Genomic DNA, 13,197 nt, shown 5'->3' with positions numbered 1-13,197 from the left:
CCAGAAAACGAAAGGATCCCCCATGGACACCAAACTGACCGCCAAAATGAAGGATCGGCTCAACCAGTTGTGCAAAGCGGTTGCAGCCAATGACATGGAACAGATCGAGCACCATCTGGACTGGCTGACCGTCCTTCACGAAATCAAAGTGGCCGAACAGCTGAAAGATTTGAAGCAGATGCTTGATGTGGCCGGCTCTGAAGATGAGCAGGGCAATATTATCGAAGCCAGCGCCCAATTGAGCGATGCGGCGGAACGCCTGAAATACATTCTGGAAGAAACGGAAAAGTCCGCCAACACCAGTCTTGATATTGCGGATGAGCTCAGCGAAGGCCTGCACACCCTGCTGGAGAAGGCAGACAGTGATGAAGACAGGGCGCTGATTCAGATCATGCTCAAGCGCACCCAGGACCTGGTGATGGCGCAGGAATATCAGGATCTGACCGGCCAGATTCTCAAGCGCATGATTCCTGCGTTGGCGGAAATGAACCAGATTCTTGACACGCTAGTGAAGGCAACCGGGACAGAAAAGCCCTCCCGAAACGAGGACATCATGAAAGGGGTAGGGCCCAATGTTACAGCCAAGAGCAAACAGGACAGTGTGTCCTCTCAGGATGAGGTGGATGATCTGCTTGATTCGCTCGGGATTTGATCGTTTTCGTCAAAAGGGGCTTCGGCCCCTTTTTCGTTATATGGCATGAGCCTTGCTTTATTCCCCGCGTCCAACGTCAAAAATTACACAGGGAGCAAGCCGTGGACGAAGACATTTTGCAGGACTTTCTCGCCGAAGCGCAGGATCTTCTGGAGCAGTTGAACGAACAGCTGGTGGACCTTGAACAGGTCCCGGATGATATCGAGCTGCTCAACGCCATCTTTCGTGCGTTCCATACCATCAAGGGGGGAGCCGGGTTTATCGGCATCAAGCCGCTGGTAGAGGTGTGCCATCGCGCGGAAAATGTGTTCGACAAGATTCGCAACAGCGAGATGACCTATACGCCTGAGGTGGCGGACATCATCCTGCAGGTGTACGACACCATTACCGACATGATCAATCGCCTGCAGGAGGGGGAGCGCGAATTTGAAGACGTGGATCCCGACCTGCTTGCCCGGCTGGATGCCCTGGTCAAGGGCGGTTCGGCGACGCCTTCCGAAAGCACAGAGTCGTCATCCGCATCGGATACCACCATGAGCGAAACGGCTGCTGTGGCCGAGGTACCGCTGGAATTGCCGGAAGACTGGGATCCGGATGATGACATTACCGATGAAGAATTTGAATTGCTGCTGCAGATGCGCGAGCAAAAGCTGGCGGCCGGAGAAGTCGGCGCAGACGACGACAACAAGGCGCTCGCCGAAGTGCCGCTGGAGTTGCCGGAAGGGTGGGATCCCGACGAAGACATTACCGATGAAGAATTCGAGCAGCTGCTGCAGATGCGTGAAGAGAAGCTTTCACAGGTGGAAAGCGCTGCCGAGTCGGATGGGGCAGACCACGTTGAACCCGAGCCGGCCCCAGCTGAAACGGGTACTTCTTCTCAGCCAGCTGCCGTTGCTGAACATTCACAAATCAGGCAAGTGAACGAGGAACCTGCCATGCCTGCGGATAAAACAAAGGCGGCCGAGCCAAAGGCCGAATCGACTGCACCGGCTGCCAAGTCTGAAAGTACGGTGCGCGTGGACACCAAGCGGCTGGATGAGATCATGAACCTGGTGGGTGAGCTGGTATTGGTGCGCAACCGCCTGCTCACGCTGCGCAATGGTCAGGAAGTGGATCTGGAAGAGATTTCCAATGCGGTGTCAAATCTGGATCATGTCACCACCGACCTGCAGGCCGCCGTGATGAAAACGCGCATGCAGCCGGTCAAGAAAGTATTTGGTCGCTTCCCGCGCGTGGTGCGTGACCTGGCCCGCAAGCTGGGTAAGCAGATCGAGCTGGAACTGCGCGGTGAAGATACCGATCTGGACAAGAACCTGGTGGAAGCCTTGGCAGATCCCCTGGTGCACCTGGTGCGCAACTCCGTTGACCATGGCATCGAGCCGCCTGAAGAGCGTATCAAGGCGGGCAAACCGCCTGTGGGACATATCATTCTCGCGGCGGAACAGGAGGGGGATCATATCCTCCTATCCATCACCGACGATGGCCGCGGCATGGACCCTGAAAAGCTCAAGCGCAAGGCGATTGAAAAGGGGCTGATCGACGAGATGACCGCTGCGCAGATGAGCGACAAGGAAGCATTTGAGCTGATCATGGCGCCCGGTTTCTCTACTGCGGAAACCATCAGCGATATTTCTGGCCGGGGTGTGGGTATGGATGTGGTCAAGAGCATGATTACCCGCCTGAACGGCAGTATCGAGATCGATTCCGTGCAAGGTCAGGGAACGCAGATCAAGATTCGCGTGCCGCTGACGCTGGCGATTCTGCCGACGCTGATGGTGGCCTTCGGCGAGGACAGCTATTCCATTCCTCTGACCAGTGTGCAGGAGATCTTCGACTACAACCCCGATGAAACCAACCGCATAGATGGACAGATGATGGTGCAGCTGCGCGAACGCAGCATTCCTCTGTATTTCCTGCAGGAGTGGCTGGCGCCGGATATCGAACCGCAGCCCGAGGGCAATGAAGCCGAGCGGGACAAGGTGGTGATCGTCAACGTAGGCGGCCAGCGTGTTGGGCTGGTGGTGCAGCAGGTCAAGGGCCAGGAAGAGGTGGTTATCAAGCCGCTGGGCGTCATGCTGCAGAAAGTGGCCGGCTATGCAGGCGCCACCATCACCGGCAATGGCAGTATTGCCCTGATTCTGGATCTGCCGGGCGTGCTGCAACGCTACAATCAAATGCATTGAGGGACAGACAATGGAAGTGACAGAAGCCATGCAGAACGAACCTTACCTGACCCCCGCGGAAGCGGCAGAAGAAGAAGCCATCGGACCCATGCAGCGGTGCGTGCTGTTTAATCTGGACCGGGAAACCTACGGCATCGACGTGTCCAACATCCGTGAAGTGCTGCGTGTGGGTCGCATCCGCAAGGTGCCGGGCGCTGATCCGCGCCTGCTGGGCGTGATCAACGTGCGCGGTGTGATTGTGACTGTGGCGGACATGCGCCGCATGATTGACGTGCCGGTATCGGACCTGACCCACGAAAGCCGCATCATCATTGTAGAACTGGAAGAAGATTGCCCGGTAGGGCTGCTGGTGGATCGTGTGCAGGAAGTGCGCGATATTCCGGAAAAGCGCATTGAGCCGCTGGGATCCAGTCAGGAAGACAATAGTCGCTACATCCAGGGTATCGCCCACTATCGCGATCAGGTCATTATCCTGGTGGATGTGCCCAGCCTGTTCGAATCCTAGGCGGAGATGGCCGAATAATTACTTGAAAACCCTGGTGCGAGCCAGATCCAGCGCATGGCAGATAATCGCCGTGCCGGCGATCAGGCGGGGCCCAGGTCGTTGGGTCAGATCGGCCGGGACAGGAAAAAGAGCCCCCCGCTTAACCACGTCCATAAAAGCGCGCTTGCGCTGCCATGTTTTCAGCCAGCGCTGTTGCAATGTCGGTTCTCCCCCCAATAGCACCACCTGTGGATTGCGAGCCAGCAGACTCTCTTCCATAACGGTAATGCTGGGGCGGCTGACATCGTCGTAAATGTTGATGCCGCCGCACAGGTGAATGGCCTGGTCGATAAAATGACCATGGCCAATGGTCATCAGGGGCGGTTCCCAGATTTCGTAAAAGACGCGAATAGGCGGACGCCTGCCAAAAGTGTGCAGTAATGCCTTTAGCTGATTTGTCAGGACACGCGCCACGTTTTTAGCCTGCGCCTGTGTTCCCAGCCGAATTCCCAGTTGTCGAATGATTTGAGGAATATCTTCCAGTCGCTTTGGGGAGACATCCAGCAGCGGCAGGTTGAGCATCCGCAGTTTTTGGAGCACCCTGGCAGACAGACCCCCTGACCAGTAGACCACCAGATCCGGCCGCAGCTGTATCAGCCGTTCGATATTTACCGCTGCGTAGCTACCCACATGAGGCAGTTTTTTCAATTGCGCTGGAAAGTCGGTATGGTCTACCACAGCGATAATGCGATCGCAACCACCCGCCGCACAGACCAGCTCACCGGCATGGGGGGCCAGCACCACGATCCGTTGAGGTGGTGCGCCCAGCACTGCAGTGGTGCAGAGAAGCCATAAAAAAAGCCCCGCAAGGGGGGCTTTAACTCCTCGTTTTATCATCAGAACTTCCCGCGCAGGCCAACGCGCCATTGGAAGCCGCCAGTGTTGTAGCCGTATTGAGGTGGTGTCTGCTGATCGGCAGCAGTGTAGTAATCCACGTCGAATAGATTGATGGCTTTGGCATAGAGGCTGAAATGACGATTAAGGGCATAGTCGGCCTTGACGTTGACCAATGTATAGTTACCCAGGTTCTTGCCGCTGGAGCCGTCGGTGTCATGGTAATCACCCATGTGCTGGACTTCCGTACCCAGATGCCATTTGCTGAAGCCATAGTAATCGAGAGTCAGCGTGCCTTTGTCATGAGGGACCCGGGCCAGGAAAGTATCGTTTTTATCTCGTGCATCCAGCCAGGCATAATTCAGCCCCACATCCCAGTCGCCCCAGCCACCGCTGTAGCTGAATTCCCAGCCGCTGAAGCGGTTTTTACCCTTGGCGTTGGTGTAGTAGTCATTTGGCCAGGTGCCTGCATAGATAATGGCATCTTCAATGGACTGATCATAATAAGTTAATGTGGCACCAAAAGCGCTAATGCCCAGATCCCAGCCTTTGCCAGCTTCAGGTTTCAGATTCTGTGTGGCACCATAGCTGACCTGGAAAGGGGTTGGGGCGTTGTAACTGGTGCCGTAATTGCCCTGTAGGCTGAATGTCTCAAAGGGAAGCTTGAAGCCAAGTTTACCGGTGGTGGCGTCCTTGAACTTGTCAAAGTGATCCGTGCGTAATGCTTCGGTCAATTGCAGACGACCCAGTGTGTGCACGTGGGTGATGCCGGCATAGTCGTGCCAATAGGCATCTTTGTTACCTTGCAGACGCTCGTTGCCTGCGGTCAACTGGAGGGTGCTGTGTGGTGTATAGGTATAACCGGCCAGCCCGCTCCAGCGGGTGAGATTGCCGTGGGATGAATAGGGACCCCAGCTGGAGTAGCTGGTGCGCTCAATGGTGTATTCGGACACGCTCAGCTTCAGATTCAGACCGCCGTGTTGAAAGGCATACCAGGCACGTTTATTCAGCAGGTCGCGTTCGTTATGCGTGGCTGTCTGTTCAGGATTGTTGCTGTCATCAAATTCGGCATTGGCCGTCGTGTGCTGCAGCGATACACCCAATGCATGTCCTTTGCGGGGTGACACGCTTGCCTTGAACAGCACATCATCCTGCCGGAAGCCGTCCTTTTCATTGTGCTTGCCGGCGCTGCCGTATTTCTTGACTGCCGTATAACCTTCTGTATTGACACTGGAGAGGCTGGCCAACAGGCTGTAGCGTTCTGTTTTCTTACTGGCTGTGGCACTGATACGGCGCGTGTTTTCGCTGCCACCTTCCACGAGAAGCGTTTGATGACCTGCTTGGCGGGTAATGATATTGATGACCCCGGCCGAGGCGTTGCTGCCCCAGATGCCCGATTGGGGTCCCAGCACTACTTCGATGCGTTCTACCTGATCCAGGGAAAGGTTCTCGATTGTGGGGGACAGGGTTGTTCCACCCGGATCGGCAACCATCTGGCCGTCGATCATGAAAAGAATGCCTTTCCCGTCTTGCCCACGCATGCGCACGGTTGTCAGAGTGCCAGGGCCCCCGGCGCGGTTGAAGCTCACACTGGGTAAACTGGTCAGTGCATCGGTCAGTGTTTCCCAGCCGCGCGTGTCGATTTCCTCACGGGTAATCACGTAGGTGGGACTGGTGACACTGGATATGGGCTGTTCCAGGTTATTGGCCGTGACCACAATCGGGTCCAGCTGTTCAGCGTATGCCGGCGTATACAGGATGCTCGCAATCGTTGCAGAAAGCAGATGTCTTTTCATGTTTCGGGTCCTTTGTTGTCACGCAACAAAGGCAAGGGGAGGCCTGCACGTCATGACCGTGCCGTACCCACCATTGCCCGCCGCAATGTGGTTGATGTGCTTGCATCAGGCCGGTCTCCGGGCTGAGGAGCCATTCCGCTGCGCCTTCCCGGCGGTTGGCCAGTGGCGTTGTGCAGCGTCTTCTCCATCACCGTTGCGGGGGCAGCGTCGGACTTGCACCGAACTTCCCGATTATCCCGTACAGGGCACCTGATGCGCTTTTGAGGGCGCGTATTGTACAGCGTTTCGTGTTGAATGCAAAATCAAGGGGTTAGCAGGCTTTTGAGGCAGGCGAGATAAGCCTGTTCATCAGGTGGTCGTTGGCTGCGCTGCGCCTGCCAGAGCGCTTCGCCCAGGCAGTCCATCATGCGATGTTCGGCTTCGTGGGATCCGCCGGACTGTAGCGCCAGCCGGTTGAAAACATGGCGGATGCCCTGCGGGCGATCGGTGGCGATCTGTTCGCGCAGGGCCAGGTGCATGCCCATGTGCAAAAACGGGTTTACCTCGCCGCTTTCCGGCAGGAATTCGCGCTGCATGGCTTTTTCCGTCAACAGGGCTTGGTACTCAGGGTGCTCTGAAATAATCTCCACCACCTGCTGTGACAATGGGTCCAGTGGCTCGCCGCGTTGGCTTTTCTGCCAGGCATCCACCCAGAATTTGCGCAGTTGATCACGGTCTTGTGTAAACACGGTTACTCCACGTACTTGCTTTTGTCGGGGAATTCGCACAGGTCGTAAATGCAGCATTTGCCGCATTTTGGCTTGCGCGCCGTGCAGGTATAGCGGCCATGCAGGATAAGCAGGTGGTGTGCATCCTTCAGGTGGCGCTTGGGCGTGACCTTCATGAGCCTGTCTTCCACTTCACGCACCGTCTTGCCGGGTGCCAGCCCGGTTCGATTGGCTACACGGAAGATATGGGTGTCCACGGCGATCACCGCTTCGCCAAATGCCGTATTGAGTATCACATTGGCGGTCTTGCGGCCTACACCCGGCAGGGCTTCCAGTTCCTTGCGTGTGCGCGGGATCTGCCCGCCGTAGCGTTCCACAAGAATGCGGCTGGTTTCAATAATGTTTTTTGCCTTGGTGTTATACAGCCCGATGGTCTTAATGTATTCCTTCAGGCCTTCCTCGCCAAGCTCAAGCATCTTTTCAGGCGTACTGGCCACCTTGAACAGCTTTTCCGTCGCCTTGTTAACGCCCTTGTCGGTAGCCTGGGCAGAGAGGATGACGGCTACCAGCAGTTCGAACGGGTTGCTGTAGTTGAGCTCAGTAGTAGGGTTGGGAATGCATTCCGCCAGGCGGTCAAAGATGGCTTCACGCTTTTTCTGGTTCATGGGAAGGCATGTTTTCCGCTTGAGGCTGGGCGTGCAGTCGTTCTTCACGGCGTAGCTCAATCCATTGCTTGATGGCAACGAGGATGCCCAAGCCAAGGAATGCGCCGGGGGGCAGGGCGGCGAGCAGGACACCGTGCGGATTGTCCGTAAGATGCAGCGTCCATGCCTTTGCGGTTGGGCCAAAGAGCAGCTCTGCCTGATCCAGCAGGGTGCCTTGCGCCAGCAGTTCGCGCATGCCGCCGAGCACGACCAATACAATCAGAAACCCGATCCCCATGGCCAGGCCATCCACGGCGGATTCGAGCACCGGGTTGCGCGAGGCAAAGGCTTCGGCGCGGCCAAGAATGACGCAGTTGGTCACGATCAGCGGAATAAAGATGCCGAGGATGCCGTGCAGGGTGTGCATATAGGCGTCCATGACCATGTCAATAATGGTGACGGCTGTGGCGATAATCCCGATGAAGATGGGGATGCGCACTTCACGGGGCACATGGGCACGGATCAGCGAGACCAGCACATTGGAAACCACCAGCACCACGAGCGTGGCAATGCCCAGTCCAAGGCCGTTGATGGCGTTATTGGTGACCGCCAGCATGGGACAGAGCCCCAGCAGGGCAACCAGCGCCTGGTTATTGTTCCACAGCCCTTCGTAAACGATTTCGCGCAAGCGTTCCAAGGTCATGGCTGCCAGATCCTGTCTTGATACTGTTGATAAAACGCAAGTGCCTTTTTCACCGCCTTGACCACGGCGCGTGGAGTGATCGTGGCACCGGTAAACTGATCAAAGATGCCGCCGTCCTTTTTAACGTGCCACTGTGCTTCATTTTCTGGCGTGAGCCGTTTGCCGTCAAAGGAAAGGATCCACGGTGATTTTTTAAGTTCGATTTTATCGCCCAGACCCGGGGTTTCACGATGTTCAAGCACACGCACCCCCGCAATGCGTCCATCAGCGTAGATGCCAACCAAGAGGTGTATGTCGCCGCTATAGCCGTCAGGGGCAATGGTTTCAAACACAACGCCCACCGGCTTTCCATTCTTGCGGGCACGGTAGAGGGTAACGGGCTTGTCGGTACCCAGCAATTCCGGTGCCCTAATCATTACCGTATCCTGCAGGAGATCGTTGTCGTAGGCCGTCTGCGGAATAGTCTCGTTGAGTTGGCTTTTCAAAGTCTCCACGCGTGCCTGCTCAATTTTGGGTTCCAGCCAAGCGCGCACTGCCACCAGCACAATAATGGCCAGGCCAATGAACAGCACCATTTTTCCAGTGGCCTGGCGGATATGGCGGAGGAGCTCTTCCCGTGGCGTACTCATTTGCTGTACCCCTTGACGCGTGGTTGCGTGTACTGGTCGATCAGCGGGACAAAGATATTCATCAGCAGTACGGCAAAGGCAATGCCGTCCGGGTAGCCACCCCAGGTGCGAATCACATAGACCAGCACACCGATGCCCATGGCATAGATCAGTCGTCCCTTGGGCGTGGCGGCCGCCGTGACCGGATCGGTAATGATAAAGAAGGCCGCCAGCATTGTGCCACCGGAGAGCAGATGGAACAGGGGCGGGGCATAGTGAGCGGGGTCGATGGTGTGGAAGATCCACGCCAGCAGCGCCAGCGTGCCAAGAAAACCGACCGGATACTGCCAGCGAATGGTGCGCGTCCACAACAGATAAAGACCACCGAGCATGAAGGCAATATTGACCTGGATCCAGCCGTGTCCGGCAATGCCGTTCCATATGGTCTGGCTGTGGCTCAGCACATCGTGAACCGTGCCGCCGTTATGCAGACCGGTTTTGACATGATCCAGCGGGGTGGCGCCAGTCACCTGATCGATGAGTCCCTGTGGAAGATGACCGGTAAAGATTTTGATCATGGAATCCATGATGCTGAGCGTGTGGCCGCTGACAGCGCTGGGCAGGGTCCACTGGGTCATTTCCGCAGGGAAGGAGACCAGCAGGAAGGCATAGCCAAGCATGGCCGGGTTGAATGGGTTGTAGCCCAGCCCGCCATACAGGTGCTTGCCAAAAATCAGGGCGAAGGAGACGCCCACCACAATCAGCCACCAGGGACTTTCGGGTGGAATACAGAAGGTGAGGCCCGTCACGGTGATGACGGCACTGCCGTCCAGCAGGAAGGGTTTCACAGGACGGCCGCGCAGGTGCAGCATGGCGTACTCCACCACTAGCCCGGTCATCATGGCCAGCATCCACTGTACGGCAATGCCCCAGCCAAAATAGTAGATATGGACCAGCAGAGGCAGGATGGATGCTATCTGCACCTGCATCATCACCTTGCCGACAGACGCATCGGCATGGGTAAAGGGGGCGCCGGCCGGCGGCCAGAGATTACCGTTGTTGCTCATGTGTCGTTATGCTCACTGTTCTGTTGGGCCTTGCGGGCTCGCAGTGCGGCTGCCCGTTTGCGCGCAGCCTCCATGGCGGCCTTGCGTTTGGAGTCGCGAGAAGGGGGGTCCCCGACTTTTTCGGTGTCGCGTTTTTCGGTGGCTGAAGGCGTGGCTGCAGAAGTGGGGTTTTGAGCCGTTTGAGCATTTTCAACGGGTGTTTGGTCCTTGCCGGCTGGTGTTTCCTCTCCAGTCTCCTGTTTCTGTTGGCGAAGAGCCGCTGCACGGCGCCTGGCCGCTTCCATGGCGGCCAGGCGGCGATCTGCCTGTGCAGTTTCCTCTGTTGCCTGATCGGAACCGGGGGGCGTGCTGGTATCAGTAGAGGATGCGGCTTCCTGTGCCTTTTTGGCGCGTTGTGCCGCGGCGCGCTTGCGTGCAGCCTCCATGGCGGCCTTGCGTTTCGCGTCGGCGCAGAGGGGGTCCCCGACTTTTTCGGAAGGCGTTTTTTCGGTTGCCGAGTCGGTGGACGCCTTTTGGGCTTTCAGGGCTTCGGCACGGCGTTTTGCCGCTTCCATGGCAGCCTTGCGCTTCTCTTCCGGGCTTTGGGCCGGTTCGTCTGATGTATCAGCTTTTCGTTTGGCGGCAGCGCGCTTGCGTGCAGCCTCCATGGCGGCTTTGCGCTTGGCTGCGGTATCATCCGTTGCGGTCGGACCGGATTCCTTCGCAGCACGGGCCTTTGCCGCTGCGATGGCGCGTTCGCGGGCGGACAGTCCCGCTGACTGGGCATCCACGGACGGTGTGCTTTGGGCGGCCTGCTTCTTGACGGCTTCCTTCTTCGCCTTGAGGCGTGCTTCCTTTTCCGCTTTTTCTCGTTCCAGTCGAGCCAGATGGGCTTCATGGCGTCGGCGGGCGTGTTCCTGAAATGCCTGCTCTTCGCGCAGCTTGCGAATCTCGCCCTTAGCGTGACGATAATACTGCACCAGTGGAATATGGCTGGGGCAGACAAAACTGCAGCAGCCGCATTCGATACAGTCAAACAGGTGCAGCTTTTCCACCTTGTCCCATTCGTGAGCATGGGCGTGCCAGTACATCTGCTGGGGCAGCAGGTTGACCGGGCAGGCATCCATGCATTCCCCGCAACGGATGCAAGGCATGGCCGGGGTGATCGGTTGCGGCGGATTGGCAAGGATGCAGTTGGTGGTCTTGATCACCGGCACCTGCGTATTGACCACTTCGTGTCCCATCATGGGGCCGCCCATGATGAGGGGGTAGTCAAGTGGCTGTTTGGGTTTGGCGACGTTGGCCAGGGCTTCGAAGGGGGTGCCCAGCAGCGCTTCGATATTCATGGGCTCAGCCAGCCCTTCGCCGCTGACGGTCACCAGGCGGCTGACAAGCGGCTCGTGGTACTCGGCTGCGCGATAAATGGCGGCCGCTGTGGCCACGTTGAACATCAGCAGCCCCACATCCACGGCATGGGCCTTGGCTGGCACCTCGATACCGGTGAGCTGTTCGGTGAGCTGCTTTTGTCCTCCCATGGGATACACCGTGGGCACGGCCTGAATGTCGACGCCGGTGCCCTCAGCTGCCTGGCGCATGGCCTTGAGGGCAAATGGCTTGTTGTCCTCGATCCCAACGATGATTTTTTCTGCTCCAATGCACTCGGCCACTTTTAGCGCACCCTGAATGATGTCGTGCGGGCGTGTCTGCATGAGCAGATCGTCGCAGGTGATGTAGGGCTCACATTCGGCGCCATTGATCAGCAGGGTATGAATCTGCCCCTGCTTTGTGGGCAGTTTGCGCCATGAGGGGAAGCCGGCGCCACCCATCCCCACGATGCCAGCCTGCAGGATCATCTTCTTGAGCGAGGCCGGGCAGGTGGGCGTTTGAATGGCAACGGGCATGTCGCCCGCTTCGTCCTGACCATCAGGTTCGATCACGATGCACCAGTCCGGCAGGCCGGAGGGATGAGGCAGTGGGCGCTTTTCAATGGCCTTGACCGTGCCTGACGTCGGCGCATGCACGGGTACGGACAGTCCCGGTGCCGGTTTGGCGATCTGCTGGAATTTGCGCACACGTTCTCCCACTTTGACAGTGGGGATGGCCGGAACGCCCACATGCTGCTGCAGTGGTAGAATCAGTTCGTCCGGCAGGATGGGCGCGTGCAGGGGATGACGCGCGGAAAGTTCTTTCTTGTACTGTGGGTAAACGCCACCGGGAAAGCGCTTGAGCCAGCGCCTGGCCATGGGGTACAGATAGGCAAGGCCACGAATAAGCGTTTCTTTCAGGCTCATGGGTGTGCCCCCTTGACCGGTGGGGTGACGGTCGGTACCAGTTTTTCCGGATCGGGCCAGATCCAGTCGCGAGGTGTGACCGGCTCCGGTCGCATTTCAATGCAGTCGGTCGGGCACACGGGCACGCACAGCTCGCAACCGGTGCATTCCTTGAGAATGACGGTATGTACGGCCTTGGTGGTGCCGACAATGGCATCGACCGGGCACGCCTTGATACAGTGCATGCAGCCGATGCAGTCGTCCTCGTGGATAAAGGCCACCTTGTGACCCACGATTTCTTCACCGTCTTCGGCGGCCTTCAGCGGTTTGGGATCCACATGCATGATTTCGGCGATCTTGAGCATGACCGCCTCGCCCCCGGGTGTGCACTGGTTGATATCCGCTTCACCGTTGGCAACGGCTTCGGCATAGGGGCGGCAGCCAGGATAGCCACACTGGCCGCACTGGATCTGCGGCAGTACACTGTCGATTTCTTCCACAATGGGGGGCTCTTCCACCTTGAAGCGCACTGCCGCATAACCGAGCAGGGCACCGATAACCAGAGCAAGGGCGAGGAAGATGAGAATGGCTGAAAGCATGGGCTATTTCACCAGTCCGCTGAAGCCCATGAACGCCAGCGACATCAGTCCGGCGGTAATCAGCGCGATGGGGGCACCTTGGAATGGACGCGGGACGTCGGCCACGGCGATGCGTTCACGCATGGCGGCAAAGGCAACCAGCACCAAGGTAAAGCCCAGCGAGGCGCCGAGACCGTAAAAGGCCGATTCAATGAAATTGTTCTGCTCGCCCACGTTCAACAGCGCCACCCCCAGCACGGCGCAGTTGGTGGTGATCAGCGGCAGGTAGATCCCCAGCACCTGATAGAGCGCAGGACTGGTCTTGTGGATCGCCATTTCGGTAAAGCCGACCACGGCCGCGATGGCAATGATGAAGGCGATGGTTTTCAGGTAGGCAAGATCAAAGGGGATGAGAAGATACTGATAAATCAGGTAGCTGAGCACGGAACTTAACGTCAGCACGAAGGTCGTTGCCAGCCCCATGCCCAGTGCGGCATCGGTTTTTTTGGAAACGCCCATGAAGGGACACAGGCCGAGGAATTTCACCAGCACGAAGTTGTTGACCAGAATGGTGCTCAACAAAATCAATGCATATTCGGTCATGGCAGTGTCCTGTGTCGATTCATGCAGAT

13 protein-coding genes and 1 riboswitch are annotated in these 13,197 nt (G+C 57.5%); of the genes, 3 read left to right on the top strand and 10 right to left on the bottom strand.

All coding sequences use genetic code 11. From position 1 onward, the window contains the following. Positions 1–22 precede the first annotated feature (22 nt). The 3 genes from BUQ81_RS05555 (at position 23) to BUQ81_RS05545 (ending at position 3,340) form a co-directional block, all read left to right on the top strand. Positions 23–652 (top strand): protein phosphatase CheZ, encoded by a 630-nt coding sequence (locus tag BUQ81_RS05555; RefSeq protein ID WP_074201378.1) that lies wholly within the window; start codon positions 23–25, stop codon positions 650–652. A 101-nt stretch (positions 653–753) separates the two neighbouring features. Further along, a complete protein-coding gene (locus BUQ81_RS05550) occupies positions 754–2,835 on the top strand; it encodes a chemotaxis protein CheA (protein WP_074201377.1) in 2,082 nt (693 codons plus the stop codon). Positions 2,836–2,845: 10 nt separating this feature from the next. Beyond that, the gene (locus tag BUQ81_RS05545; RefSeq protein WP_084188255.1) at positions 2,846–3,340 is read left to right on the top strand and encodes a chemotaxis protein CheW; all 495 of its coding nucleotides are present in this window, start codon (positions 2,846–2,848) and stop codon (positions 3,338–3,340) included. Positions 3,341–3,358: 18 nt separating this feature from the next. Here the strand turns inward: BUQ81_RS05545 and BUQ81_RS05540 are convergent, their stop codons facing one another. The 10 genes from BUQ81_RS05540 to rsxA form a co-directional block, all read right to left on the bottom strand. Further along, positions 3,359–4,216: a cobalamin-binding protein gene (locus BUQ81_RS05540; protein WP_074201442.1), complete on the bottom strand. Its 858-nt coding sequence runs from the start codon at positions 4,214–4,216 to the stop codon at positions 3,359–3,361. Continuing rightward, positions 4,216–6,009 (bottom strand): TonB-dependent receptor plug domain-containing protein, encoded by a 1,794-nt coding sequence (locus BUQ81_RS05535; RefSeq protein ID WP_074201376.1) that lies wholly within the window; start codon positions 6,007–6,009, stop codon positions 4,216–4,218. Before BUQ81_RS05535 ends, BUQ81_RS05540 begins: the two co-directional genes overlap by 1 nt. Before the next feature lie 91 nt (positions 6,010–6,100). Further along, positions 6,101–6,277: riboswitch (cobalamin riboswitch) on the bottom strand. A gap of 34 nt (positions 6,278–6,311) precedes the next feature. Next, positions 6,312–6,737 (bottom strand): DUF1841 family protein, encoded by a 426-nt coding sequence (locus tag BUQ81_RS05530; RefSeq protein ID WP_074201375.1) that lies wholly within the window; start codon positions 6,735–6,737, stop codon positions 6,312–6,314. A gap of 2 nt (positions 6,738–6,739) precedes the next feature. Beyond that, on the bottom strand, positions 6,740–7,381 hold the full coding sequence (nth, locus tag BUQ81_RS05525) for an endonuclease III (protein ID WP_074201374.1): 642 nt from the start codon (positions 7,379–7,381) through the stop codon (positions 6,740–6,742). Further along, positions 7,362–8,063, bottom strand: coding sequence for an electron transport complex subunit E (locus tag BUQ81_RS05520; protein WP_074201373.1), 702 nt, complete (start codon positions 8,061–8,063; stop codon positions 7,362–7,364). The genes nth and BUQ81_RS05520 overlap by 20 nt, the downstream gene beginning before the upstream one ends. Next, the gene (gene rsxG, locus BUQ81_RS05515) at positions 8,060–8,692 is read right to left on the bottom strand and encodes an electron transport complex subunit RsxG (RefSeq protein WP_084188253.1); all 633 of its coding nucleotides are present in this window, start codon (positions 8,690–8,692) and stop codon (positions 8,060–8,062) included. Before rsxG ends, BUQ81_RS05520 begins: the two co-directional genes overlap by 4 nt. Continuing rightward, on the bottom strand, positions 8,689–9,738 hold the full coding sequence (gene rsxD, locus BUQ81_RS05510; protein WP_074201372.1) for an electron transport complex subunit RsxD: 1,050 nt from the start codon (positions 9,736–9,738) through the stop codon (positions 8,689–8,691). The genes rsxG and rsxD overlap by 4 nt, the downstream gene beginning before the upstream one ends. Further along, the gene (rsxC, locus tag BUQ81_RS05505; protein ID WP_084188252.1) at positions 9,735–12,008 is read right to left on the bottom strand and encodes an electron transport complex subunit RsxC; all 2,274 of its coding nucleotides are present in this window, start codon (positions 12,006–12,008) and stop codon (positions 9,735–9,737) included. The genes rsxD and rsxC overlap by 4 nt, the downstream gene beginning before the upstream one ends. Further along, positions 12,005–12,586, bottom strand: a complete 582-nt coding sequence (gene rsxB, locus BUQ81_RS05500) for an electron transport complex subunit RsxB (RefSeq protein WP_074201371.1) — start codon at positions 12,584–12,586, stop codon at positions 12,005–12,007. The genes rsxC and rsxB overlap by 4 nt, the downstream gene beginning before the upstream one ends. Before the next feature lie 3 nt (positions 12,587–12,589). Next, positions 12,590–13,168, bottom strand: coding sequence for an electron transport complex subunit RsxA (gene rsxA / locus BUQ81_RS05495; protein ID WP_074201370.1), 579 nt, complete (start codon positions 13,166–13,168; stop codon positions 12,590–12,592). Positions 13,169–13,197 lie beyond the last annotated feature (29 nt).

Origin of the sequence: Sulfurivirga caldicuralii (assembly GCF_900141795.1) — a bacterium.
GTDB classification, from domain to species: domain Bacteria; phylum Pseudomonadota; class Gammaproteobacteria; order Thiomicrospirales; family Thiomicrospiraceae; genus Sulfurivirga; species Sulfurivirga caldicuralii.
Note: the sequence above shows the minus strand (reverse complement) of the source record. Positions and strands in the feature narration are given on the sequence as shown.

Bases quoted from the DNA above. Each gene is read 5' to 3' on its own strand.
- BUQ81_RS05555 (WP_074201378.1), top strand. From the start codon at position 23: ATGGACACCAAACTGACCGCCAAAATGAAGGATCGGCTCAACCAGTTG.
- BUQ81_RS05545 (WP_084188255.1), top strand. From the start codon at position 2,846: ATGGAAGTGACAGAAGCCATGCAGAACGAACCTTACCTGACCCCCGCG.
- BUQ81_RS05540 (WP_074201442.1), bottom strand. From the start codon at position 4,216: ATGATAAAACGAGGAGTTAAAGCCCCCCTTGCGGGGCTTTTTTTATGG.
- BUQ81_RS05535 (WP_074201376.1), bottom strand. From the start codon at position 6,009: ATGAAAAGACATCTGCTTTCTGCAACGATTGCGAGCATCCTGTATACG.
- nth (WP_074201374.1), bottom strand. From the start codon at position 7,381: ATGAACCAGAAAAAGCGTGAAGCCATCTTTGACCGCCTGGCGGAATGC.
- BUQ81_RS05520 (WP_074201373.1), bottom strand. From the start codon at position 8,063: ATGACCTTGGAACGCTTGCGCGAAATCGTTTACGAAGGGCTGTGGAAC.
- rsxG (WP_084188253.1), bottom strand. From the start codon at position 8,692: ATGAGTACGCCACGGGAAGAGCTCCTCCGCCATATCCGCCAGGCCACT.
- rsxD (WP_074201372.1), bottom strand. From the start codon at position 9,738: ATGAGCAACAACGGTAATCTCTGGCCGCCGGCCGGCGCCCCCTTTACC.
- rsxC (WP_084188252.1), bottom strand. From the start codon at position 12,008: ATGAGCCTGAAAGAAACGCTTATTCGTGGCCTTGCCTATCTGTACCCC.
- rsxB (WP_074201371.1), bottom strand. From the start codon at position 12,586: ATGCTTTCAGCCATTCTCATCTTCCTCGCCCTTGCTCTGGTTATCGGT.
- rsxA (WP_074201370.1), bottom strand. From the start codon at position 13,168: ATGACCGAATATGCATTGATTTTGTTGAGCACCATTCTGGTCAACAAC.